The following is a 22,971-nucleotide window of genomic DNA, read 5'->3' on the forward strand; positions in this document are numbered from 1 at the left end:
CCGAATTCCGCTATACTCGTCCGACTTGTCGCCTCCTTGGCGGCAGGCCGGAAGCGCGCCGATTTGCTGACTCGATTGCGGGCGCGCGAACCGGCCGGGGCCTTGATGCGTCGCTGCGTCGTTCCCCGGCGGTTCACTACAAATGCGGCTAAAGAGGTCGTCAGCCGCGCACCTTCGACTCCGCGCCTCGCCGACACCATTTAGCCGCCCAGTCATAAGGCATAAGGCGGAACGAATGGAATCGATCGGCATCGTCGCTCCACAGACCATGCACTTCGCCGAACCGCTGCGCTTGCAAAGCGGCAGCGTCATCGGCAACTATCAGCTCGTCGTCGAGACGTACGGCGAGCTCAACGCCGCGCGCTCGAACGCGGTGCTCGTCTGCCACGCGCTCAACGCGTCGCACCACGTCGCCGGCGTCTACGCGGACGATCCGCGCAGCACCGGCTGGTGGGACAACATGGTCGGCCCCGGCAAGCCGCTCGACACCAACCGTTTCTTCGTGATCGGCGTGAACAATCTCGGCTCGTGTTTCGGCTCGACCGGCCCGATGAGCCTCGATCCGTCGACCGGCAAGCCGTACGGTGCGCGCTACCCGGTCGTCACCGTCGAGGACTGGGTGCATGCGCAGGCGCGCGTCGCCGACGCGTTCGGCATCGAGCGCTTCGCCGCGGTGATGGGCGGCAGCCTCGGCGGCATGCAGGCGCTCGCGTGGAGCCTGATGTATCCGGAGCGCGTCGCGCACTGCATCGACATCGCATCGACGCCGAAGCTGTCCGCGCAGAACATCGCGTTCAACGAGGTCGCGCGCTCGGCGATCCTGTCCGACCCCGACTTCCACGGCGGCGACTACTACGCGCACGGCGTGAAGCCGAAGCGCGGCCTGCGGGTCGCGCGGATGATCGGCCACATCACGTACTTGTCCGACGACGACATGGCCGAGAAATTCGGCCGTGCGCTGCGCCGCGCCGACGGTGCGCTCGACGCGTACAACTTCAGCTTCGACGTCGAATTCGAGGTCGAGTCGTACCTGCGCTACCAGGGCGACAAGTTCGCCGACTACTTCGATGCGAACACGTACCTGCTGATCACGCGCGCGCTCGACTACTTCGACCCGGCGAAGGCGTTCGACGGCAACCTGACGGCCGCGCTCGCGCACACGCAGGCGAAGTACCTGATCGCGAGCTTCTCGACCGACTGGCGTTTCGCGCCCGCACGCTCGCGCGAGATCGTGAAGGCGCTGCTCGACAACAAGCGCACGGTCAGCTACGCGGAAATCGACGCACCGCACGGTCACGACGCGTTCCTGCTCGACGATGCGCGCTATCACAACCTGATCCGCGCGTATTACGAACGAATCGCCAACGAGGTGGGTGCATGAACCAGCAAGCGCTGAATTCCCTGTCCGCGCGCGCGGACTTCCGCACGATCGCACGCTGGGTCGAGCCGCGCTCGACCGTGCTCGACCTCGGCTGCGGCGACGGCTCGCTGCTCGCGCTGCTGATGGAAGAACTGGACGTCACCGGTTACGGCATCGAACTGAACGACGCGGGCGTGCTCGCGAGCGCGAAGAACGGCATCAACGTGATCCAGCAGAATCTCGAGGACGGCCTGCGGCTGTTCGAAGACCACAGCTTCGACATCGCGATCCTGTCGCAAACCTTGCAGACGATCCACCAGACGGCAGCGATCCTGCGCGAAACGGCGCGTGTCGGCCGCGAGTGCATCGTGTCGTTCCCGAACTTCGGCTACTGGTCGCACCGTCTGTCGGTGCTGCACGGCCGGATGCCCGTGTCGAAATCGCTGCCGTACCAGTGGCACAACACGCCGAACGTGCGGGTGCTGACGATCGAGGATTTCGAGGCGCTCGCGCCCGAAGTCGGCGTCACGATCCTCGACCGCGTCGTGCTGCACGAAGGCCAGCCGATTCGATGGGGAGCGAACTGGCGTGGTAGTCTTGCTGTCTATCGCGTCAAGCGCAGCTGAGCCGGGGGGCCGTTGACGGACGCCGACGGCCCGCACGCACGTGCGGCCGCGCTCCTGTGCTACCCGCGCCGCCGCCTGCGCTGCCGCCGCAATCAGTCAACGCTACCCAGTTCCAGTCCATGTCGAAAACGCCACACGAGGCGCCCGCACTCACCGCTCACGAGGAGCACCCCGGCTGGCGAGCCTATCTGAACACGCACATGCTGATCTGCGTGTTCCTCGGCTTCACGTCAGGTCTGCCCCTCTTCACGCTCGTCTACCTCGTGCAGGCATGGCTGCGCTCCGAAGGCGTGAACCTGAAGGAAATCGGCCTGTTCGCGCTGATCCAGTTCCCGTATACGTGGAAGTTCCTGTGGGCGCCGCTGATGGACCGCTACATCCCGCGCCTGCCCGGCTGGCGGCCGGGCCGCCGGCGCGGCTGGATGCTGCTCACGCAGGTGCTGGTCGCGGGCGCGATCGCCGCGCTCGGCTTCGTGTCGCCGCGCGACTCGATCTGGACGGTGGCCGCGCTCACGACGCTCGTCGCGTTCTTCGGCGCGAGCTCCGACATCGTGATCGACGCGTATCGCCGCGAACTGCTGCGCGACACCGAGCAGGGCCTCGGCAACGCGGTGCACGTGAACGCGTACAAGCTCGCCGCGCTGATTCCCGGCTCGCTCGCGTTGATCCTGTCCGACCACATGCCGTGGGACGCCGTGTTCGCGCTCACCGGCGCGTTCATGCTGCCGGGCATCCTGATGACGCTGCTCGTGCGCGAGCCCGAAGTGGTCGGCGCGCCGCCGCGCAACCTGCGCGACGCCATCGTGCTGCCGTTCCGCGAATTCATTCAGCGCGACGGCTGGGCCGGTGCGCTGCTCGTCATCGCGTTCATCTTCCTGTTCAAGATCGGCGACACGATGGCGACCACGCTGTCGACATCGTTCTTCCTCGACATCGGCTTCTCGCGCACCGAGATCGGCATCGTCGCGAAAACCACCGCGCTCGTCGCGAGCGTCGCCGGCGGCATCATCGGCGGCATCTGGCTCGTGAAGATCGGCATCGGCCGCGGGCTGTGGGTCTTCGGCGCGCTGCAGATGGTGTCGACGCTCGGCTTCGCGTGGCTTGCGCACGTCGGCCCCAGCTCGCCGGTGCTCGCGATGCTCTACGAATTCACGGTCACGGCAAGCCACGCGCTCGCGTCGTTCCTGTCGATCTTCGGCTTCGAGGTCACACCGCATCTGAGCCCGATGACCGTGGCGCTTGCGCTCGTCTACGGCTTCGAAACCTTCACGACCGGCCTGACGATGGCCGCGTTCGTCGCGTACATCGCCAGCACGACCGACCCGCGCTATACGGCCACGCAGTTCGCGCTGTTCACGAGCCTCGCGTCGGTACCGCGCACGCTCGCGTCGGCCGCGAGCGGCTTCATCGTCGCGAAGATCGGCTGGTTCGACTACTTCATCGTGTGTACCGCGCTCGCGATTCCCGGCATGTTGCTGCTGTTCAAGATCGCGCCGTGGAACGGCATCGCACGCAACGGCGAGGCCAGCCGTGCGCAGTGACCGCCTGCGCCGCGTCGCGCGCGTTGCGGCCTCGTTGGGCATCGGCGCCGCGGCACTCGCCGCGACGTTCGCGCACGCGTCCGACACCGCCGCGACGGCAGCGGGCTCAGCGCCAGCCGCCACTCCCGCTACCGCGCCCGCGCCTTCGACTTCCACCGCACCCGTCGCACCGTCCGCCGCCGAAGCCGCGCAGCCGACCGGCGCCGCCGTGCCGGCGAAGGCGTATGCGCAGACGCCGCAACAGCAAGTCCGCTACGGCAACGCAATCGCGTTCCGCACGCTGATCCCGTCGCCGTTGCTCGAGCAGCTCACCGCGAACGAATACGCGCAGATCGTGCAGGCAGCCGCCGACAGCAACCGGTTGCTGCCCGCGAACCAGCCGCGCGTGAAGCGTCTGCGCGCGATCGTCGCGAAGCTCGCGCCGTACTCGGTGAAGTGGAACGATCGCGTGAAGAGCTGGACGTGGGACGTCAACGCGATCCGCTCACGCGACATCCGCCTGACCTGCCTGCCGGGCGGCAAGGTGCTCGTGTATGGCGGCATGCTCGACCGCGTCCGCCTGAACGACGACGAGCTCGGCGTGCTGCTCGCGCACGGCATCGCGCACGCGCTGCGTGAACACGCGCGTAGCAACTTCAGCGCGACGTCGCAGACGTCGCTGCGTGCGGCCGCGCTGCCGCCGCTGTTCGGCGTCGGCGATCCGCTGCCGCAGGCGCTGAATCTCGGCGAGCGCCTGCAATCGCTTCACTATGAGCCGACCGACGAGACCGAAGCCGACGTGATCGGCGGCGACATCGCCGCACGCGCGGGCTTCGATCCGCGCGCGGCCATCACGCTGTGGGACAAGCTCGCGGTCGCGACACGCGCGAACAAGGCGACGGGCTTCATCTACACGCACCCGTACAGCACCGCGCGACGCCAGGATCTGCTGAACCGGCTGCCCGACCTGATTCCGCTGTATGCAAAGGCGATCGGCAAGCGTGTCGATTCGCTGCCCGACTATGCGGGCATCAGCGCGCAGCGGCGCAAAGTCGTCCGGCGCGCCGCCGGGTGACGCCGGGCGCTACGCGTCCACGTCGGCCGCGACCGGGCGGACACCGCTTTCACGCATCCAGCGCACCTCGTCACCGGGGCTGCGGCCGAACAGCCGCTTGAACTCGCGGCTGAACTGCGACGCGCTCGCGTAGCCGACGCGCGCTGCCGCCGTGCCGGCGCCGACCCCGTCCTGCACCATCATCAGCCGCGCCTGGTGTAGCCGCGCGGCCTTCACGTATTGCATCGGCGAGGTTGCCGTCACGTGCTTGAACTGCGCGTGGAACACCGCGAGGCTCATCCCGGCTTCGCGCGCGAGCGTCTCGACATCGAGGTCGGCCGTCAGCTCCGCGTGGATGCGCCGCAGCGCCTTCGCGATGCGGCCGAAGTGATGCTGCTGCACGAGCGCCGCGCGCATCGCGTCGCCCTGTTCGCCCGTCAGCACGCGATACGCGATCTCGCGCATGATCGCGGGCCCCAGCACGCGCGTGTCGTGCGGCGACGCGAGCGCTTCGAGCAGCCGCACGACCGCGTCGGCCAGCGGCGCGTCGAGCGGCGTCGAATAGACGCCGAGCGGTTCGCTGACGGCCGCGCCGAGCGTCTCGTCGAGCAGGATCGCCAGCTCGGCGATCACCGCGAGGTCGACGCGGATCGAGATCGCGAGAAACGGCTCGTCCATGCTCGCGAACGTCTCGCACTCGAACGGCAGCGGCACCGACAGCACCAGGTACTGCTGCGCGTCGTACACGAACGAGCGGCCGCCGAGATAGCCGAGCTTGCGCCCCTGGCACACGACGATGATGCTCGGTTCGTACAGCACGGGCATGCGTGGCGCGGGGCGGCTGACGCGAAAAAGGCGCACGCCGTCGAGCGCCGCGAACGTGTCGCCTTCGTTCGGCGCAAGGCGCGTATGCAGCTCGATCATGCGGCGCTGCACACGGTCGCCCGCATCGGCAAAAAGGGGCTGAAAGCTCATCGGCGCGGTCCTGTCCGGCAAGAGAATCTGGCTCGCAATGTAGCACCTTGCACGCGTTTTAACGGCTGTTCGCATGCAGTTCAAGAGGAATAGGCAAATCTTCCAGACCTTCGTGTATTTCGCCGCGGCGCCGCGCTCCGTACGATGACGTCCTGCCTCGCCGCATCGCCACATGATGCGACGGCAGTTCGTTTCGCCGGATCCGTTCCGGACAAGGAGCCCATCGCATGAGCACAACCTATGCCTACGCGGCGACCGATTCGCAGTCGCCGCTCGCCCCGTTCGAATTCCAGCGTCGCGCGCTGCGCGACCTCGACGTCCAGATCGACGTCCTCTACTGCGGCGTCTGCCACTCGGATCTGCACCAGGCGCGCAACGAATGGCGCAACACGATCTACCCGGTCGTGCCGGGCCATGAAATCGTCGGCCGCGTGACCGCAACCGGCGCGCAGGTCTCGCGCTTCAAGGTCGGCGAGCTGGTCGGCGTCGGCTGCCTCGTCGATTCGTGCCGCACCTGCCCGAGCTGCGCGGACGGCCTCGAGCAATACTGCGAGAACGGCTTCGTCGGCACCTACAACGGCCAGGATCGCGTGACGGGCGACATCACGTTCGGCGGCTATTCGACGCAGCTCGTCGTCGACGAGGCGTTCGTGCTGCGCGTGCCCGAGACGCTCGACCCGGCCGGCGCCGCACCGCTCCTGTGCGCGGGGATCACGACCTACTCGCCGCTGCGGCAGTGGAACGTCGGACCCGGCAAGAAGGTCGGCATCGTCGGCCTCGGCGGCCTCGGCCACATGGGCGTGAAGCTGGCGCGCGCGATGGGTGCGCACGTCGTGCTGTTCACGACGTCGCCGTCGAAGATCGAGGACGGCAAGCGCGTCGGCGCGCACGAAGTCGTGATCTCGAAGGACGAAGCGCAGATGCATGCGCACCTGAACAGCTTCGACTTCATCCTGAACACGGTCGCCGCGCCGCACGACCTGAACCCGTTCCTGCACCTGCTGAAGCGCGACGGCACGATGACGCTCGTCGGCGCGCCGGAGCACGACCACCCGTCGCCGCAAGTGTTCAACCTGATCTTCAAGCGCCGCCGCCTCGCGGGCTCGCTGATCGGCGGGATCGCGGAAACGCAGGAAATGCTCGACTTCTGCGCGGAGCACGGGATCACGTCGGATATCGAGACGATTCCGATGCAGCAGATCAACGCCGCTTACGAGCGGATGCTGAAGAGCGACGTGAAGTACCGGTTCGTGATCGACATGGCGTCGATCAAGCAGTAAGCACCGCGTCAAACGAAACGGGCCGCATGTCAGACATGCGGCCCGTTTTGCATTCGGCGGCTGCGCACGCGGCGCAGCGCCGCCAATCACTTCTTGTAGTCGTAGTCGATCGTCAGCGGCGCATGGTCGCTGAACTTGATGTCCTTGAAGATCGACGTGCTTTTCGCGGTGCCGGCCACGCCAGGCGTCGCGATCTGGTAGTCGATCCGCCACCCGACGTTCTTCGCGTATGCCTGGCCGCGGTTGCTCCACCACGTGTACTGCTCGGCGCGCGGGTCGAGCGTGCGGAACACGTCGACGTAGCCGACATCGTCGAACAGCTTCGTGAGCCACTCGCGCTCTTCCGGCAGGCAGCCCGAGTTCTTCTGGTTGCTCTTCCAGTTCTTGATGTCGATTTCCTTGTGGACGATGTTCACGTCGCCGCACAGGATCACCTCGCGCTTCTTCTTGAGCTGAGCGAGATGCGGCATGAATTCGTCCATGAAGCGGTACTTCGCCTGCTGGCGCTCTTCGCCGCTCGAGCCGGACGGTACGTACACCGACACGACCGACAGCTTGCCGTAGCGCGCCTCGACGTAGCGCCCTTCGGAATCGAATTCGCTGCTGCCGAAGCCGATGATCACGTCATCGGGCTCGCGCCGGCTGTACACGCCCGCGCCGCTGTAGCCCTTCTTCTCGGCGTGGTGGAAATAGCTCTTGAAGCCGTGCGGCTCGACGAATTCGGCCGGCAGGTCGTCGGCCGATACCTTGATTTCCTGCACGCACACGCAGTCGGCGTTCTGTTCGCCGAGCCAGTCGAAGAAGCCCTTCTTCGCGGCGGAGCGGATGCCGTTCAGGTTGGCGGTAATCACTCGCATCATGTCGGGTTCCGTTCAGTTCGATGTTTTTACAGGGTGGCAGCTTAACGGATCTTCACGCCTTCGAGCTCGGGCTTCGGCGGCGGGAATTCCAGCTTCATGTCGGTCATCGCGCGCAGCAGCAGCTCGGCGATCATCACGTTGCGGTGCGTCTTCGAATCGGCCGGGATCACGTACCACGGCGCATGCTCGGCCGACGTCGCGGCGAGTGCGTCGCGGTACGCGGACTGGTACGCGTCCCAGTGCTTGCGCGCGTCGAGATCGGAGATGTCGAACTTCCAGTGCTTGGTTGGATCGTCGATGCGCGCCTGCAGCCGCTCGCGCTGCTCGTCCTTCGAGATGTGCAGGAAGCATTTGATGATCGTCGTGCCGTTCTCGGACAGCATCGTCTCGAAATCGCGGATCTGCCGGTAGCGGCGCTCGCATTCCTTCGCGTCGATCAGGTCGAGCACGCGCGGCACGAGCACGTCTTCATAGTGGCTGCGGTTGAAGATCGCGAGCTCGCCCGCGGCCGGCACCTGCGCATGCACGCGCCACAGGAAGTCGTGCGCGGCCTCGATCGGCGTCGGCGCCTTGAACGGCACGATGCGCAGGCCGAGCGGATCGACGTCGCGGAACACCGCGCGCACGGTGCCGTCCTTGCCGCTGGTGTCCATCCCCTGCAGCACGAGCAGCACGCGCTTCTTCTGCTGCGTGTGCAGGCGCTCCTGCTGCGTGTCGAGTTCGGTCGACACGGCCGACAGCCGTTCGCGGTCGGCGTCCTTCGAGCCGGACGAAAACGGCTTCGCGGCCGGGTCGAACGCATCGAGCTTGAATGCGGCGGCTTCCTTCTCGCGCGTGCTGTACGGCACGCGGAAATCGTCGAGCGACGGTTGTTTCGCCATTCGTTCCTCCGTTGGACGGTGTGGTGCATACGATAACGCATCCACCAAACGCAACGGGCCGCTCCGAACTGGTTCGGAGCGGCCCGTCGTCAAGCGCGGTTCAGGCGCGCGGTCATGCTCAGCCGAGCTTCTTCTTCAGCAGTTCGTTGACCTGCTGCGGATTGGCCTTGCCCTTCGTGGCCTTCATCGCCTGGCCGATCAGCGCGTTGAACGCCTTTTCCTTGCCCGCGCGGAATTCCTCGACCGACTTCGCGTTCGCCGCGAGCACTTCGTCGATGATCGCTTCCAGCGCGCCGGTGTCGGAGATCTGCTTCAGCCCCTTCGCGTCGATGATGCGGTCGGCCGCGCCTTCGTCGGTCGCCTTCTCGTCCCAGATCGTCGTGAAGATTTCCTTCGCGATCTTGTTCGAGATCGTGCCGTCGGCGATGCGCTGCAGCAACAGCGCGAGCTGCGCAGCCGACACGGGGATCGCGTCGATCTCGATGCCGTCGCGGTTCAGCTGCGACGACACGTCGCCCATCAGCCAGTTCGCGACGATCTTCGCGTTCGCCGCACCGGCCTTCGCGACCACGGACTCGAAGTACGCGGCCATCGCCTTGCTCGATGTCAGCACGCCCGCGTCATACGCGGACACGCCGTACTCGTCGACGAAGCGCTGCTGGATCGCGGCCGGCAGTTCGGGCATGCCGGACTGCACGCGCTCGATCCAGTCCTGGCCGATCACGAGCGGCATCAGGTCGGGATCGGGGAAGTAGCGGTAATCGTGCGCGTCTTCCTTGCTGCGCATCGAACGCGTCTCGCGCTTGTCCGGATCGTACAGGCGCGTTTCCTGCACGACTTCGCCGCCGTCCTCGATCAGCTCGATCTGGCGACGGACTTCGAAGTTGATCGCTTCCTCGAGGAACCGGAACGAGTTCAGGTTCTTGATTTCCGCGCGCGTGCCGAACTTCTCCTGGCCGACCGGGCGCACCGACACGTTCGCATCGCAGCGGAACGAGCCTTCCTGCATGTTGCCGTCGCAGATGCCGAGCCACACGACGAGCCCGTGCAGCGCCTTCGCGTACGCAACGGCTTCGGCCGCGCTGCGCATTTCCGGCTCGGTGACGATCTCGAGCAGCGGCGTGCCGGCGCGGTTCAGGTCGATCCCCGTCATCCCGGCGAAGTCTTCATGCAGCGACTTGCCCGCATCTTCCTCGAGGTGCGCGCGGGTCAGGTTGACCGTCTTCTCGTACGCTGCTTTGCCTGCCTTCTCGTTGGCGGGCACCTGGATCGTGATCTGGCCGCCCTGCACGACCGGAATCTCGTACTGGCTGATCTGATAGCCCTTCGGCAGATCGGGGTAGAAGTAATTCTTGCGCGCGAAGATGCTGCGCGGCGCGATGGTCGAGCCAATCGCGAGACCGAAGCGGATCGCGCGTTCGACTGCGCCGCGGTTCAGCACCGGCAGTACGCCCGGCAGCGCCAGGTCGACCGGGCAGGCCTGCGTGTTCGGTTCGGCGCCGAACTGCGTCGACGCGCCCGAGAAAATCTTCGAGACGGTCGACAGTTGCGCGTGCGTCTCGAGACCGATAACGACTTCCCATTGCGTAGTCATTGCTTACACCCCTGCCGGAACTTGCTTGTGCCAGTCGGTCGCGCGCTGGAACGCGTCGGCGACCTGCAGCATCCGGGCTTCGTTGAAATAGTTGCCGATGATCTGCAGGCCGACCGGGCGCTTCGCGTTCGCGCCCGCGCCGAAGCCGCACGGCACGCTCATGCCGGGCAGGCCGGCGAGGCTCACCGACAGCGTGTAGATATCCGCGAGATACATCTTCACCGGATCGTCGCCCTTCGCGCCGAGATCCCATGCGACCGTCGGCGACGCCGGGCCCATGATCACGTCGCACGACTTGAACGCTTCCTGGAAATCGTTCGCGATGATGCGGCGGATCTTCTGCGCCTGCAGGTAGTACGCGTCGTAGTAGCCGTGCGACAGCACGTACGCGCCGACCAGAATCCGGCGCTTCACCTCGGGGCCGAAGCCTTCGGCGCGCGACTTCTTGTACATGTCGAGCAGGTCGCCGTACTGCGCGGCGCGATGGCCGAAGCGCACGCCGTCGAAACGCGACAGGTTCGACGACGCTTCCGCCGGCGCGATCACGTAGTACACGGGGATCGACAGTTCCGTCTTCGGCAGCGACACCGGCACGAGCGTCGCGCCGAGCGCTTCATACTGCTTCAGTGCGGCGTCGATCGTCGCGCGCACGTCGTCGGCGAGGCCTTCGCCGAAATATTCGTTCGGCAAACCGATGCGCAGGCCCGCGAGCGGCTTGCCCGCGTCGTTGCCGGCTGCCCACGGCTGGCCGAGGTGGCGCGTGAAATCTTCGTCGTCGCGCTCGAGGCTCGTCGAATCGCGCTCGTCGAAGCCGGCCATCGCGTTCAGCAGCAGCGCGCAGTCGGACGCGCTCTGCGCCATCGGGCCGCCCTGGTCGAGCGACGACGCGAACGCGATCATCCCGTAGCGCGACACGCGGCCGTAGGTCGGCTTGATGCCCGTCACGCCCGCGAACGACGCGGGCTGGCGGATCGAGCCGCCGGTGTCGGTGCCCGTCGCGGCCGGCGCGAGGCGCGCGGCGACGGCGGCCGAGCTGCCGCCCGAGCTGCCGCCCGGCACCGCGTTCGTGTCCCACGGGTTCTTCACCGCGCCGAACGCCGAATTCTCGTTCGACGAGCCCATCGCGAACTCGTCCATGTTGGTCTTGCCGAGCGTGACCATGCCGGCCGCCTGCAGGCGGGCGACGACGGTCGCGTCGAACGGGCTCTCGTAATTCGCGAGCATCTTCGAGCCGGCGGTCGAGCGCCAGCCGCGCGTGACGAAGACGTCCTTGTGCGCGATCGGCAGGCCGGTGAGCGCGCCGCCCGCGCCGCGCGCGAGCTCCGCGTCGGCGGCTTTCGCCTGCGCGAGGGTCAGATCGGCGTCGACGTGGACGAACGCGTTCAGGTCGCGTGCGGCGTCGATCCGTTTCAGGTAGTGCTGCGCGAGCTCGACGGCCGAGCATTCCTTGGCGGCGAGCGCGGCGCGCAGTTCGGTCAGGCTTTTTGCGTGCATTGAGTGGTTTTCCTGGGAATTCTGGGTGGCGCGCGGCGCGAAGGCGGCGGCGCGCTTGTCATCGAATGCTTACTCGATCACCTTCGGCACGAGATAGAGGCCGTCCTGGACGGCCGGCGCCGGACGCTGGTTGTCGTCGCGATTGACGACCTCCGTCACGGCGTCGTCGCGCAGGCGCTGCGCGACTTCCTGGATCTGTTCGATCGGGTGGGCGAGCGGCGCGATGCCGGCGGTGTCGACCGCCTGCATCTGTTCGACGAGGCCGAAGAATTCATTGAGCTGGCCGAGCATGTGCTCGGCGTCGGCGTCGGCCATTTCGAGTCGCGCCAGGTGCGCGATGCGTTTCACATCGGTCAGGGTCAGGGCCATGCGATCACCGGAAAAACAAGGCTGCGCAGCGCATCAAAAGCAGCACTGCGGCGGGGGGTTGGAGGGTGCGATCCCACCCTCAAAAATCGGGGCCGAAGCGGCAAAAATACCACCCGTTTCGATTCAAATACCGTGAAATTATAAGGTATCATTACGCGTTCGACCCAAACCCGGCAGCCTTTTCCCGCACCGTTTCGCCTCGCTTCGGCAAGCCGTGCGTGCATCGTGCGATCCCCGGTAGACATCACTCGCAGCTTCGTGCGCCGCGGCGGCCGCTTCCGCCACGCTTCCCGAGGCTGTTATTTTTTCCGCTGCCGCCCTCAGCGCTCGCTATGCAGGGCCGGCCCAGAGCGAAACAGGATTCTGAATGTTCGGTTTTTTGCGCAGCTACTTCTCCAACGATCTCGCGATCGACCTCGGCACCGCAAACACCCTGATCTACATGCGCGGCAAGGGCATCGTGCTCGATGAACCGTCCGTCGTGTCGATCCGCCAGGAAGGCGGCCCCAACGGCAAGAAGACGATCCAGGCGGTCGGCAAGGAAGCCAAGCAGATGCTCGGCAAGGTGCCGGGCAACATCGAGGCGATCCGCCCGATGAAGGACGGCGTGATCGCCGACTTCACCGTCACCGAGCAGATGATCAAGCAGTTCATCAAGACCGCTCACGAATCGCGCATGTTCTCGCCGTCGCCGCGCATCATCATCTGCGTGCCGTGCGGCTCGACCCAGGTCGAGCGCCGCGCGATCAAGGAAGCCGCACACGGCGCCGGCGCATCGCAGGTCTACCTGATCGAGGAGCCGATGGCGGCCGCGATCGGCGCGGGCCTGCCGGTGTCGGAAGCCACCGGCTCGATGGTCGTCGACATCGGCGGCGGCACGACCGAAGTCGGCGTGATCTCGCTCGGCGGCATCGTGTACAAGGGCTCGGTCCGCGTCGGCGGCGACAAGTTCGACGAGGCGATCGTCAACTACATCCGCCGCAACTACGGCATGCTGATCGGCGAACAGACCGCCGAGGCGATCAAGAAGGAAATCGGCTCCGCGTTCCCGGGCTCCGAAGTCAAGGAAATGGAAGTGAAGGGCCGCAACCTGTCGGAAGGCATTCCGCGCAGCTTCACGATCTCCAGCAACGAAATCCTCGAAGCGCTGACCGATCCGCTGAACCAGATCGTGTCGTCGGTGAAGATCGCGCTCGAACAGACGCCGCCGGAACTCGGCGCCGACATCGCCGAACGCGGGATGATGCTGACGGGCGGCGGTGCGCTGCTGCGCGACCTCGACCGCCTGCTCGCGGAAGAAACCGGCCTGCCGGTGCTCGTCGCCGAAGATCCGCTCACCTGCGTCGTGCGCGGTTCGGGCATGGCGCTCGAGCGCATGGACAAGCTGGGCAGCATCTTCTCGTACGAGTGATCGTCTAAGCTGTTTCGTTGATATGACGCACCCGCGGCGTGGCCGGATCGCTCGATTAGAACGAACCGCCGCGCCGTTTGCGCGTCTGAGCATCATTTAACCGATCCCACGCGCCCGGCGCCGACCATGGAATACAGTCCGCCGCCCCTCTTCAAGCAAGGTCCGCCCGCGCTCGCGCGGCTCATCTTCTTCGTTGCCCTCGCCATCGCGCTCCTCGTATCGGACGCGCGCTTCAGCACGCTCGAAATCCTCCGCGGCGTGCTCGGCACCGTGCTCTATCCGCTGCAGCGCGCGGCGCTCGTGCCGCGCGACCTGTTCATGGGCGCGGCCGACATCGCCGTCACCGGCGCATCGCTGCGCCACGAGAACGACGATCTCCGCAAACGCAACCTGCAGCTGTCCACGCAGGCCAACCAGGCCGCCGTGCTCACGCAGGAAAACGCGCACCTGCGCGCGGTGCTCGAGCTACGCCAGCACATCGCGACGCAATCGACGCCGGTCGAGATCCAGTACGACACCAGCGATCCGTTCACGCAGAAGATCGTGATCGGGCAAGGTTCGCAGCAGGGCATCCAGAACGGCTCGCCCGTCGTCAGCGAAGACGGCGTGATCGGCCAGGTCACGCGCGTGTTCCCGCTGCAGGCCGAAGTCACGCTGGTCACCGACCGCGATCTCGCGATTCCCGTGCAAGTGCTGCGCACCGGCCTGCGCAGCGTGATCTACGGCACGCCGAAGGGCGATTCGCTCGATCTGCGCTTCGTGCCGACGAGCGCGGATCTCGTGGCCGGCGACGAGCTCGTCACGAGCGGCCTCGACGGCGTCTATCCGCCCGGCCTGCCGGTCGCGAAGGTCGCGCGTGTCGACAAGCTCGCCGATACGGCCTTCGCGCGCGTGACCTGCGCGCCGATCGCCGCCGTGCGCGGCGCGCGCCAGATGCTCGTGCTGCACTACCAGAACGACATCCCGCCGCGCCCGGCCGAGCCCGATCCGGCCACCGAGAAGAACGCGAAGGGCAAGAAGGGCGCGAAAGCCGCCGCGAAGGGCGAGAAGGCAGACAAGGCCGACGCTAACGCCAAGCCGGCCGCCGCGGCCCAGCCCGCCGCGAAGCCTGCGCCGGCGGCGCCCGCCGCCTCCGGCAAACCGGCCACCGCGCCCGCGAAGCCCGCGGCCGGGCAACCAGGAGCCCAGCGATGAACCGCCCGCAATACATCCTGCAGCCGGTCAATCCGTACTTCATCGTCTTCAGCCTCGCCGCCGCGTTCCTGCTGAACCTGATGCCATGGGGCCGCCTGCCCGGCGTGCCCGACTTCGTCGCGCTCGTGCTGCTGTTCTGGAACATCCACCAGCCGCGCAAGGTCGGGATGGGCGTCGCGTTCTTGCTCGGCATCCTGATGGACGTGCATGACGCGGGGCTGCTCGGCGAGCACGCGCTCGCCTATACGTTGCTGTCGTACGGCGCGATCACGATCCACCGCCGCGTGCTGTGGATGCCGATCGGCGTGCAGGTGCTGTATGTCACGCCGCTGCTTGTCGTCGCGCAGCTCGTGCCGTTCGTGATCCGTCTCGTGATGGGCGCCGCGTTCCCCGGCTGGCGCTACCTCGTCGACGGCTTCGTCGAAGCCGCGCTGTGGCCAATCGCGAGCCACCTGCTGCTGATGCCGCAACGCCGCCCGGTCGATCCGGACGATACGCGCCCCATCTGAGCCGGACCGACCTTGAATACCCGCCGCCCCCACGCCCGTTGCGCCCAGGGGCGGCACCTCGCCCGCCCGCGCGGGCCGGATCGACTGTAACCGCATGACCGAATTCAACGACACCCAACAGCAGCTCTCGAAGTTCCGCCTGCGCGTCGCGGCGGCGGGCGTGTTCGTGTTCGTCTGCTTCGGGCTGCTCGCGAGCCGCTTCTTCTACCTGCAGCTGATGCAGCACGGCAAATACGCGCTGCAGGCCGAGGAAAACCGCATCTCGGTCGCGCCGATCGTGCCGAACCGCGGGATCATCACCGACCGCAACGGCGTGATCCTCGCGAAGAACTATTCGGCGTACACGCTCGAGATCACGCCGTCGAAGCTCGACGACACGCTCGACAACACGATCGACAAGCTGTCCGAGATCATCCCGATCGACGCGCGCGACCGCCGCCGCTTCAAGAAGCTGCAGGAAGACTCGAAGAACTTCGAGAGCCTGCCGATCCGCACGCGGCTCACCGACGCGGAAGTCGCGCGCTTCACCGCGCAGCGCTTCCGCTTCCCCGGCGTCGACGTGCGCGCGCGGCTGTTCCGCCAGTACCCGCTCGGCATGACGGCCGCGCACGTGATCGGCTACATCGGCCGGATCTCGAAGCGCGACCAGGATCGCATCGACGCGATGAGCGACGACAACGACAGCGACCAGGAAACCTACGATCCGCGCCGCGACGCGAACAACTACAAGGGCACCGACTACATCGGCAAGATCGGCGTCGAGCAGAGCTACGAAACCGAGCTGCACGGGCTGACGGGCTTCGAGGAAGTCGAGGTGACGGCCGGCGGCCGGCCGGTGCGCACGCTGTCGCGCACGCAGGCGACGCCCGGCAACAACCTCGTGCTGTCGCTCGACATCGGGCTGCAGCAGGCCGCCGAGCAGGCGTTCGCCGGCAAGCGCGGCGCGCTCGTCGCGATCGAGCCGAAGACGGGCGACGTGCTCGCCTTCGTGTCGTCGCCGAGCTTCGATCCGAATTCGTTCGTCGACGGCATCGACCAGCAGACCTGGGACGAGCTGAACAACTCGACCGACAAGCCGCTCCTGAACCGCCCGCTGCACGGCACCTACCCGCCCGGCTCGACGTACAAGCCGTTCATGGCGCTCGCGGGCCTGACGCTCGGCAAGCGCACGCCGGGCTGGGGTTTCCAGGATCCCGGCTACTTCACGTTCGGCGGCCACACGTTCCGCAACGACGTGCGCTCCGGCCAGGGCTGGGTCGACATGAACAAGGCGATCATGGTGTCGAACGACACCTACTTCTACATGCTCGCGCGCGACCTCGGCGTGAACTCGATCGCGAACTTCATGAAGCCGTTCGGCTTCGGCCAGATCACCGGGATCGACATCCAGGGCGAGGCGCGCGGGATCCTGCCGTCGACCGACTGGAAGAAGAAGGCGTTCAAGAAGGCCGCGCAGCAGAAGTGGTTCGACGGCGAGACGATCAGCCTCGGGATCGGCCAGGGCTACAACTCGTTCACGATCCTGCAGCTCGCACACGCGACCGCGACGCTCGCGAACAACGGCGTCGTGATGAAGCCTCACCTCGTGAAGGAAGTCGAGGATCCGATCACGCGTGGGCGCCACCTGACCGTGCCGAAGGAAAGCGAAGTGATCCCGCTCAAGCAGGCCGACATCGACGTCGTGAAGCGCGGGATGGAGAACGTGATCGAGAACCCGTCCGGCACGGCATACAAGGTGTTCCGCGGCGCGCCGTACCTCGCGGCCGGCAAGACCGGTACCGCGCAGGTGTTCTCGCTGCAGGGCTCGAACTACAAGGGCCACCTGCTCGCCGAGCACCTGCGCGACCACGCGCTGTTCATCGCGTATGCGCCGGTCGACCACCCGCAGATCGCCGTCGCGCTGGTCGTCGAGAACGGCGGCTGGGGCGCGCAGGCTGCGGGCCCGATCGCGCGCCGCGTGCTCGACTACTACCTGATCGACCGCCAGAACCCGAAGAACGAGGCTGCGGCCGTAGCGGCCGCCGCATCGGCGACCGAACCCATCAGTGCGCCGGTGATCGGCGACGCGACCAAGCCCGCCGCCGTCGCGGCCGGCTTCACGGCGTTGCCGCAGCCGGTCGTGCCGACCGCGGCCAGCGCGGCGGATGCGGCATCGGCTGCGTCCGCGGCCGCCGCATCGGACGCGGCCGGCGCCAGCGCGGCCCAGCCGGCCGACGCGAGCGCCGCGGCGCCGAGGGCCGCGAGCCTGCCGCCGATCCGGCGTCCGCACCGGCCGCGCCGCCCCGCCAGCGACGCGCAGCCGCTCGTCGCCACGCCGCGGGACGACAACCACCGTGCGACGGCCCCCGCGAAAGCGGCGGACGCCGGCACCGCTCATTAACGGAGAAAGGCATGCAATTCGACAAGCGCGCCTGGCTCGACAAGATCAAGCAGATGTTCGCGGGCTTCGACCGCCCGCTCGCCCTCATCGTGTTCCTGCTGCTGTGCGTCGGCATCGTCACGCTGTACAGCGCGGCGATCGACATGCCGGGCCGCGTAGAGGACCAGTTGCGCAACATCCTGCTGACGTTCGTGCTGATGTGGGTGATCGCCAACATCCCGCCGACCACGCTGATGCGCTTCGCGGTCCCGCTCTACACATTCGGGGTCGCGCTGCTGATTGCCGTCGCGCTGTTCGGGATGACCAAGAAAGGCGCGAAGCGCTGGCTGAACGTCGGCGTCGTGATCCAGCCGTCTGAAATCCTCAAGATCGCGACACCGCTGATGCTCGCGTGGTACTACCAGCGCCGCGAGGGCGGGGTGCGCTGGTACGACTTCCTCGCCGCGTTCGGGATCCTGATGGTGCCGGTCGGGCTGATCGCGAAGCAGCCCGACCTCGGCACGGGCCTGCTCGTGTTCGCGGCCGGTTTCTTCGTGATCTACCTCGCCGGCCTGTCGTTCAAGCTGATCGTGCCGGTGCTCGTCGCGGGCGTGATCGCGGTCGGCTCGATCGCCGTGTTCGAAGAGCGCATCTGCCAGCCCGAAGTGCAGTGGCCGCTGATGCACGACTACCAGAAGCACCGTGTGTGCACGCTGCTCGACCCGACCTCCGACCCGCTCGGCAAGGGCTTCCACACGATCCAGGCCGTGATCGCGATCGGCTCGGGCGGCGTGCTCGGCAAGGGCTACCTGAAAGGCACGCAGGCGCACCTCGAATTCATTCCGGAAAAGCACACCGACTTCATCTTCGCGGTGTTTTCCGAGGAATGGGGGCTCGTCGGCGGGCTCGTGCTGCTGACGCTGTACATGGCGCTGATCGCGCGCGGGCTCTACATCGCCGCGCAGGGCGCGACGCTGTTCGGCCGCCTGCTCGCGGGCTCGCTCACGCTCGCGTTCTTCGTCTACGCGTTCGTCAACATCGGGATGGTGAGCGGCGTGCTGCCGGTCGTCGGCGTGCCGCTGCCGTTCATGAGTTACGGCGGCACCGCGCTCACGACGCTCGGCATCGCGATCGGGATGATCATGAGCGTCGGGCGGCAACGGCGGCTGATGAAGAGCTGACCGCGCGGCCCGCACCGCAGTCAAGGAAAACGGCGCCCTGGGGCGCCGTTTTTCATGGGGCGGACCGAACGCCGCGTGCGCTCACTGCGACGGCGTATGCGGCCCGCCCGGCTCCGCCCCGCCGCCCGATGCCGGCGCCTGCGACTTCAACCGCGCACTCAGCTCCTTGAATTTCAGCCCGGCCGTCTCGTCGCCCTGTGCGGCCGCCGCCGCGTAATACGCCCGCGCGATGTTCAGGTTCTGCGCGACGCCGTCGCCACCACGCTCGTAGAACGACGCGGTCACGTACTGCGCGGTCGGCTCGCCCGCGTCGGCGGCCTGCTTGTACCACGCGAACGCCTGCCGGTTGTCGCGCGGCGTGCCGCGCCCGTCGAGGAACTGGTTCGCGAGCGACAGCGCGGCCTGCACGTGCCCCTGCTTCGCCGCGCGCAGGAACCAGCGGTGCGCTTCGACCGGATTGCGCGTGACGAACTCGCCGTCGTCGAACATCCGGCCGTACACGTACTGCGCATGCGACATGTTCGCGTCGGCCGCGCGCTTCAGCCAGCGCAACCCTTCGTCGACGTTCGCGGTCACGCCTTCGCCCGTCAGCAGCATCATCGCGTAGTTGAATTGCGCGAGGCGATCGCCGCGCTCGGCCGCGTCGTGGAACTGCACCAGCGCCGCGCGATAGTCACCGGCGTTGTAGTCGGCGACCGCCGATTGCGTCTCGCGCGACGGATCGACCTTCTCTTGCGGCGCGCCCTGCGCGACCGCCGCGATACACAGGGCCCACAGGCCGAACATCACACCGATCCGCGTGCGCCCGCGGCACGCACCGTCACCACCGTTCATGACCGTACCTCCTGCAGCGCCTGCCGCGTCGCGCGCAACAACCAGCTCACGTCGGCCGACACCGAGATCATCCGGTAACCGGCCTCGCGGTACTGGCGTGCAGCCGCCGTATCGCCCGCGAAGATGCCGACCGCGACGCCGGCCTGCCTGCCGGCCGCGAGCACGCGCGCCATCGCGGTTTCGACGTCCGGGTGGCGGATGTCACCGAGATGCCCGAGGCTCGCCGCGAGATCGGCCGGGCCGACGAACAGGCAGTCGACGCCCGGCGTCGCCGCGATCCGCTCGACCTCGTCGACACCGCGCGCCGATTCGATCTGCACGATCACCGCGACCTGCGCGTTGGCCGTCTGCACGTAATCGCGGCGCATGCCGAATGCCGCCGCGCGCACCATGCCCGCGACGCCGCGCAGCCCGTCGGGCGAATCGGGCGATGGATAGCGCGTGAGCCGCACTGCGTGCGCGGCTTCGTCAGGCGTTTCGATGGACGGAAACATCAGCGTGCGTGCGCCGGCATCGAGCGCGCGCTTCACGAGCCACGGCTCGCGCGCCGGCACGCGCACGACCGGCTCGCTCGGCAGGTGCGCGGCCGCGATCGCACGCAGCTGCGAGGCCACGTCGCGGCTGTCGTTCGGCGCGTGCTCCATGTCGATGCAGAGCCAGTCGTAGCCGGCATGCGCGAGCGCTTCCGCGGCCGATTCACTGCCGAGCGACAGCCACAGGCCGTACAGCGGATCGTCGCCGTCACGCAGGCGTTGTTTGAGGGAATTGGTGAGCGTGCTCATCGATACGGCCTCCTGGACGGAACGGCAATCGAACGGGACAAGCAACAGGCGAGGCGGGACACAACACGTCGTGCAGCGCAGCACGGCGGCGACACCGGGATCGCGCCCTGGAACGTTAGTCGGCGACGGGCAGCGGATCTGACAACCGATCTGACAGCGCGCGCCGTGCGACGGCACACGAGCGGATTGTCCGGCGCCACTCAACGATCATAGCGCGGCGTTACGCGGAATGTCGGAACAGGCGGGAAGCTGCGCCGGCGCGGATCGAAGCCGCGCGGCACGATGACAGGCAACCCGCGCCGGACGGCACGGGCTGCCAGGAAGGCGGATCAGCGGCCGGGCTGGCGCTCGACGTCGGCCCAGCAGTTCGGCGTTTCGTACAGGCGCACGCGCTCGAGGCGCAGGTTCACGCCGTAGTGCGCGTCGTACACGTTCGCGAGGAGGTCGAACGCGATCGCCGCGAGGTTCTCGACGGTCGGGATCCGGTCGATCACGACGGTCTTGTGGTCGGCCATCTGCTCGAGGAACGAGCGCACGACTTCGTCGCGCGCATAGACCAGGAACGCGTGGTCCCACTTGCTGACGAGGTGCTCCATCGCAAGCGCCTTCACGTCGGCGAAATCCATCACCATGCCGCGGTCGGGCGCCCCCTCGGTATCGACGAGATCGCCGCGCAGCGTGATTTCGAGCACGTAGCGATGGCCATGCAGGTTCCTGCACTGGCTGCGGTGATCGGGGATGCGGTGGCCCGCGTCGAATTCGAGTTTTCGGGTAATCAGCACGATGTCAAAAGCCGTGGCTCAGGGAATGTTCAGATATTTGTGGGTCTGCATCGACAGCCGCCACTGCGGATGACGCTTGCACCAGTCGATCGCGAGCTTCGTATTGAGGTCGCGCGACGGGCCGTCCATCGGCTGGACCAGGAAGTACTCGAAGTCGAGCTTCGCATAGTCGGCCAGCCGCTGGTTGTCCTGCGGGATCACGACTTTCAGCTCGTTGCCCTTCGTGACGACGAGCGGCGCGTCGGCCTTCGGGCTCACGCAGATCCAGTCGATCGATTCGAGCACCGGCAGCGAACCGTTGGTCTCGATCGCGATCTCGAAACCGGCCGCGTGCAGCGCGTCGACGAGCGGCTGGTCGAGCTGCAGCATCGGCTCGCCGCCCGTGCAGACGACGAAGCGGTGCGCCTCGCCCTCCGGCCACAGGCCGGCGATCGTCGCGACGAGCGCTTCGGCATCCTTGAACTTGCCGCCGTTCTCGCCGTCGGTGCCGACGAAGTCGGTATCGCAGAAGCGGCACACGGCCTCCGCACGATCCTCTTCGCGGCCCGACCACAGGTTGCAGCCGGCAAACCGGCAGAACACGGCGGGCCGGCCCGCATTCGCGCCTTCGCCCTGCAACGTGTAGAAAATTTCCTTGACCGCGTAAGTCATCGTGCTTCGTCCGGCTCGCGCCGCTCGTTGTCGATCAGAATCCGTTATTCATTCAGTGCCGCCGGCGCACCCGCGTCACAGCGGCGCTTCGGTCACCCGCTCGCCCTTCAGGTAAGCCTCGTAGCCGCGCTTGCGCAGCTTGCAGGCCGGGCATTCGCCGCAGCCGAAGCCCCAGTCGTGCAGTTCCGCGCGCTCGCCCACGTAGCACGTGTGCGTCTCGACGCGGATCAGTTCGACGAGCGCCTCGCCGCCGAGCTGCTCGGCGAGCTGCCAGGTCTGCGCCTTGTCGAGCCACATCAGCGGCGTCTCGAGCACCATGCGCGTGTCCATGCCGAGGTTCAGCGCGACCTGCAGCGCCTTCATCGTGTCGTCGCGGCAGTCGGGATAGCCCGAGAAGTCTGTCTCGCACATCCCGCCGACCAGCACGCGCAATCCGCGACGATAGGCGATCGCCGCGGCGATCGTCATGAACATCAGGTTGCGACCGGGCACGAACGTATTCGGCAGGCCGTTCGCGGACGTCTCGATCTCGATCGTGCGCGTCATCGCGGTATCGCTGATCGCGCCGAGCACCGACAGGTCGATCATGTGATCGTCGCCGAGCCGGTCCGACCATGCGGGAAAATCGCGCTTCAGTGCTTCGCGCACGCCGTCGCGACATTCGAGCTCGACGCGATGCCGCTGGCCGTAATCGAAGCCGAGCGTCTCGACCGTCTGGTAGCGTTCGAGGGCCCATGCCACGCACGTGGCCGAATCCTGCCCGCCGGAAAACAACACGAGCGCGCCGTCTTTAGCGTCTGTCCGAATCACCGTGATACTCCGTGAATGTGTAGGCTCGCGTCGCGCTGCGCCCCAAGGCCGGCTGCCGCCGGGCGGCCCGACGCGGCCGGCCTGCGCCGGCTCGACCAGTATAGGCAGCGCGGTCGGCCGCGAACGCGGCGGTGCGCTTATACCGCCCATCGCGCAGCATCGTTGCCGCGCGCCACGGCGGCGCGAGACTCGCAGCCTGCCGTGCGTCTGAAGCGATGCGCTAAGTCATTGAGCGGGCACGGATTTTATCATGCCCCTGCGAATGCTGCCGGACACGCCGCCAACGACACGCAATACCCACCACAAACGAAAAACCCCAAGAACCTTCCGATTCTTGGGGTTTTAAATGCTGGTGGCCTGGGACGGAATCGAACCATCGACACGCGGATTTTCAATCCGCTGCTCTACCAACTGAGCTACCGGGCCAACGAAGAATGAAAGTATA

General features: G+C 67.0%; 21 protein-coding genes and 1 tRNA gene. 10 read left to right on the plus strand and 12 right to left on the minus strand.

The window, feature by feature from the left end; genetic code table 11:
- Positions 1 to 235: 235 nt before the first annotated feature.
- The 4 genes from metX (at position 236) to KEC55_RS16180 (ending at position 4,581) form a co-directional block, all read left to right on the plus strand.
- Positions 236 to 1,381 (plus strand): homoserine O-succinyltransferase MetX, encoded by a 1,146-nt coding sequence (gene metX / locus KEC55_RS16165; RefSeq protein WP_282506199.1) that lies wholly within the window; start codon positions 236 to 238, stop codon positions 1,379 to 1,381.
- On the plus strand, positions 1,378 to 1,986 hold the full coding sequence (metW, locus tag KEC55_RS16170; protein ID WP_166962431.1) for a methionine biosynthesis protein MetW: 609 nt from the start codon (positions 1,378 to 1,380) through the stop codon (positions 1,984 to 1,986). The genes metX and metW overlap by 4 nt, the downstream gene beginning before the upstream one ends.
- 119 nt (positions 1,987 to 2,105) lie before the next feature.
- Positions 2,106 to 3,527 carry an AmpG family muropeptide MFS transporter gene (locus KEC55_RS16175; protein WP_282506200.1) on the plus strand — a complete coding sequence of 474 codons (1,422 nt, stop codon included), beginning with the start codon at positions 2,106 to 2,108 and terminating at the stop codon, positions 3,525 to 3,527.
- Complete coding sequence (locus KEC55_RS16180; RefSeq protein ID WP_282506201.1) at positions 3,517 to 4,581, plus strand: M48 family metallopeptidase; 1,065 nt, start codon at positions 3,517 to 3,519, stop codon at positions 4,579 to 4,581. The genes KEC55_RS16175 and KEC55_RS16180 overlap by 11 nt, the downstream gene beginning before the upstream one ends.
- Positions 4,582 to 4,590: 9 nt before the next feature.
- Here the strand turns inward: KEC55_RS16180 and KEC55_RS16185 are convergent, their stop codons facing one another.
- On the minus strand, positions 4,591 to 5,535 hold the full coding sequence (locus KEC55_RS16185; protein ID WP_282506202.1) for an AraC family transcriptional regulator: 945 nt from the start codon (positions 5,533 to 5,535) through the stop codon (positions 4,591 to 4,593).
- A gap of 227 nt (positions 5,536 to 5,762) precedes the next feature.
- Here KEC55_RS16185 and KEC55_RS16190 point away from each other — a divergent pair, with 227 nt between their 5' ends.
- A complete protein-coding gene (locus KEC55_RS16190; RefSeq protein WP_282506203.1) occupies positions 5,763 to 6,815 on the plus strand; it encodes an NAD(P)-dependent alcohol dehydrogenase in 1,053 nt (350 codons plus the stop codon).
- Between the two features lie 86 nt (positions 6,816 to 6,901).
- On the opposite strand, the gene KEC55_RS16195 is transcribed toward KEC55_RS16190, so the two are convergent.
- The 5 genes from KEC55_RS16195 to gatC all read right to left on the minus strand — a co-directional run bounded on the left by KEC55_RS16195 (position 6,902) and on the right by gatC (position 12,013).
- Complete coding sequence (locus KEC55_RS16195; protein ID WP_176050804.1) at positions 6,902 to 7,675, minus strand: exodeoxyribonuclease III; 774 nt, start codon at positions 7,673 to 7,675, stop codon at positions 6,902 to 6,904.
- A gap of 41 nt (positions 7,676 to 7,716) precedes the next feature.
- A complete protein-coding gene (locus tag KEC55_RS16200) occupies positions 7,717 to 8,556 on the minus strand; it encodes a polyphosphate kinase 2 family protein (protein WP_176050805.1) in 840 nt (279 codons plus the stop codon).
- A gap of 118 nt (positions 8,557 to 8,674) precedes the next feature.
- Positions 8,675 to 10,150 (minus strand): Asp-tRNA(Asn)/Glu-tRNA(Gln) amidotransferase subunit GatB, encoded by a 1,476-nt coding sequence (gene gatB, locus KEC55_RS16205; RefSeq protein WP_282506204.1) that lies wholly within the window; start codon positions 10,148 to 10,150, stop codon positions 8,675 to 8,677.
- Between the two features lie 3 nt (positions 10,151 to 10,153).
- Positions 10,154 to 11,644: an Asp-tRNA(Asn)/Glu-tRNA(Gln) amidotransferase subunit GatA gene (gatA, locus tag KEC55_RS16210; protein ID WP_282506205.1), complete on the minus strand. Its 1,491-nt coding sequence runs from the start codon at positions 11,642 to 11,644 to the stop codon at positions 10,154 to 10,156.
- A gap of 69 nt (positions 11,645 to 11,713) precedes the next feature.
- Entirely contained in the window at positions 11,714 to 12,013 is a 300-nt protein-coding gene (gatC, locus tag KEC55_RS16215; protein WP_006477478.1) for an Asp-tRNA(Asn)/Glu-tRNA(Gln) amidotransferase subunit GatC, read from the minus strand.
- Between the two features lie 367 nt (positions 12,014 to 12,380).
- Here gatC and KEC55_RS16220 point away from each other — a divergent pair, with 367 nt between their 5' ends.
- The 5 genes from KEC55_RS16220 to rodA all read left to right on the plus strand — a co-directional run bounded on the left by KEC55_RS16220 (position 12,381) and on the right by rodA (position 18,667).
- Positions 12,381 to 13,424 carry a rod shape-determining protein gene (locus KEC55_RS16220; RefSeq protein ID WP_004189550.1) on the plus strand — a complete coding sequence of 348 codons (1,044 nt, stop codon included), beginning with the start codon at positions 12,381 to 12,383 and terminating at the stop codon, positions 13,422 to 13,424.
- Positions 13,425 to 13,550: 126 nt separating this feature from the next.
- Positions 13,551 to 14,618 (plus strand): rod shape-determining protein MreC, encoded by a 1,068-nt coding sequence (mreC, locus tag KEC55_RS16225; RefSeq protein WP_282506206.1) that lies wholly within the window; start codon positions 13,551 to 13,553, stop codon positions 14,616 to 14,618.
- Positions 14,615 to 15,127: a rod shape-determining protein MreD gene (gene mreD / locus KEC55_RS16230; protein ID WP_176050809.1), complete on the plus strand. Its 513-nt coding sequence runs from the start codon at positions 14,615 to 14,617 to the stop codon at positions 15,125 to 15,127. The genes mreC and mreD overlap by 4 nt, the downstream gene beginning before the upstream one ends.
- Before the next feature lie 94 nt (positions 15,128 to 15,221).
- Positions 15,222 to 17,507, plus strand: a complete 2,286-nt coding sequence (mrdA, locus tag KEC55_RS16235) for a penicillin-binding protein 2 (protein WP_282506207.1) — start codon at positions 15,222 to 15,224, stop codon at positions 17,505 to 17,507.
- Between the two features lie 11 nt (positions 17,508 to 17,518).
- Positions 17,519 to 18,667: a rod shape-determining protein RodA gene (rodA, locus tag KEC55_RS16240; RefSeq protein ID WP_282506208.1), complete on the plus strand. Its 1,149-nt coding sequence runs from the start codon at positions 17,519 to 17,521 to the stop codon at positions 18,665 to 18,667.
- A gap of 81 nt (positions 18,668 to 18,748) precedes the next feature.
- Here the strand turns inward: rodA and KEC55_RS16245 are convergent, their stop codons facing one another.
- The 6 genes from KEC55_RS16245 to KEC55_RS16270 all read right to left on the minus strand — a co-directional run bounded on the left by KEC55_RS16245 (position 18,749) and on the right by KEC55_RS16270 (position 22,952).
- Complete coding sequence (locus KEC55_RS16245; protein WP_282506209.1) at positions 18,749 to 19,501, minus strand: tetratricopeptide repeat protein; 753 nt, start codon at positions 19,499 to 19,501, stop codon at positions 18,749 to 18,751.
- The gene (locus tag KEC55_RS16250; protein ID WP_176050813.1) at positions 19,498 to 20,283 is read right to left on the minus strand and encodes an HpcH/HpaI aldolase family protein; all 786 of its coding nucleotides are present in this window, start codon (positions 20,281 to 20,283) and stop codon (positions 19,498 to 19,500) included. Before KEC55_RS16250 ends, KEC55_RS16245 begins: the two co-directional genes overlap by 4 nt.
- Before the next feature lie 329 nt (positions 20,284 to 20,612).
- Positions 20,613 to 21,065: a 6-carboxytetrahydropterin synthase QueD gene (queD, locus tag KEC55_RS16255; protein ID WP_006482561.1), complete on the minus strand. Its 453-nt coding sequence runs from the start codon at positions 21,063 to 21,065 to the stop codon at positions 20,613 to 20,615.
- 18 nt (positions 21,066 to 21,083) lie between these two features.
- Positions 21,084 to 21,716 (minus strand): 7-carboxy-7-deazaguanine synthase, encoded by a 633-nt coding sequence (gene queE / locus KEC55_RS16260; protein WP_021163976.1) that lies wholly within the window; start codon positions 21,714 to 21,716, stop codon positions 21,084 to 21,086.
- Between the two features lie 75 nt (positions 21,717 to 21,791).
- Positions 21,792 to 22,526: a 7-cyano-7-deazaguanine synthase QueC gene (queC, locus tag KEC55_RS16265; protein ID WP_282506210.1), complete on the minus strand. Its 735-nt coding sequence runs from the start codon at positions 22,524 to 22,526 to the stop codon at positions 21,792 to 21,794.
- 350 nt (positions 22,527 to 22,876) lie between these two features.
- Positions 22,877 to 22,952: transfer RNA gene (locus KEC55_RS16270), tRNA-Phe, on the minus strand.
- Between the last annotated feature and the right edge of the window lie 19 nt (positions 22,953 to 22,971).

Source organism: Burkholderia cepacia, assembly GCF_029962485.1.
Classification (GTDB): Bacteria; Pseudomonadota; Gammaproteobacteria; order Burkholderiales; family Burkholderiaceae; genus Burkholderia.

Excerpts from the sequence above, each read along its gene's own strand:
- metX (WP_282506199.1), top strand. The coding sequence starts at position 236 with ATGGAATCGATCGGCATCGTCGCTCCACAGACCATGCACTTCGCCGAA.
- metW (WP_166962431.1), top strand. The coding sequence starts at position 1,378 with ATGAACCAGCAAGCGCTGAATTCCCTGTCCGCGCGCGCGGACTTCCGC.
- KEC55_RS16175 (WP_282506200.1), top strand. The coding sequence starts at position 2,106 with ATGTCGAAAACGCCACACGAGGCGCCCGCACTCACCGCTCACGAGGAG.
- KEC55_RS16185 (WP_282506202.1), bottom strand. The coding sequence starts at position 5,535 with ATGAGCTTTCAGCCCCTTTTTGCCGATGCGGGCGACCGTGTGCAGCGC.
- KEC55_RS16190 (WP_282506203.1), top strand. The coding sequence starts at position 5,763 with ATGAGCACAACCTATGCCTACGCGGCGACCGATTCGCAGTCGCCGCTC.
- KEC55_RS16195 (WP_176050804.1), bottom strand. The coding sequence starts at position 7,675 with ATGATGCGAGTGATTACCGCCAACCTGAACGGCATCCGCTCCGCCGCG.
- KEC55_RS16200 (WP_176050805.1), bottom strand. The coding sequence starts at position 8,556 with ATGGCGAAACAACCGTCGCTCGACGATTTCCGCGTGCCGTACAGCACG.
- gatB (WP_282506204.1), bottom strand. The coding sequence starts at position 10,150 with ATGACTACGCAATGGGAAGTCGTTATCGGTCTCGAGACGCACGCGCAA.
- gatA (WP_282506205.1), bottom strand. The coding sequence starts at position 11,644 with ATGCACGCAAAAAGCCTGACCGAACTGCGCGCCGCGCTCGCCGCCAAG.
- gatC (WP_006477478.1), bottom strand. The coding sequence starts at position 12,013 with ATGGCCCTGACCCTGACCGATGTGAAACGCATCGCGCACCTGGCGCGA.
- KEC55_RS16220 (WP_004189550.1), top strand. The coding sequence starts at position 12,381 with ATGTTCGGTTTTTTGCGCAGCTACTTCTCCAACGATCTCGCGATCGAC.
- mreC (WP_282506206.1), top strand. The coding sequence starts at position 13,551 with ATGGAATACAGTCCGCCGCCCCTCTTCAAGCAAGGTCCGCCCGCGCTC.
- mreD (WP_176050809.1), top strand. The coding sequence starts at position 14,615 with ATGAACCGCCCGCAATACATCCTGCAGCCGGTCAATCCGTACTTCATC.
- mrdA (WP_282506207.1), top strand. The coding sequence starts at position 15,222 with ATGACCGAATTCAACGACACCCAACAGCAGCTCTCGAAGTTCCGCCTG.
- rodA (WP_282506208.1), top strand. The coding sequence starts at position 17,519 with ATGCAATTCGACAAGCGCGCCTGGCTCGACAAGATCAAGCAGATGTTC.
- KEC55_RS16245 (WP_282506209.1), bottom strand. The coding sequence starts at position 19,501 with ATGAACGGTGGTGACGGTGCGTGCCGCGGGCGCACGCGGATCGGTGTG.
- KEC55_RS16250 (WP_176050813.1), bottom strand. The coding sequence starts at position 20,283 with ATGAGCACGCTCACCAATTCCCTCAAACAACGCCTGCGTGACGGCGAC.
- queE (WP_021163976.1), bottom strand. The coding sequence starts at position 21,716 with ATGACTTACGCGGTCAAGGAAATTTTCTACACGTTGCAGGGCGAAGGC.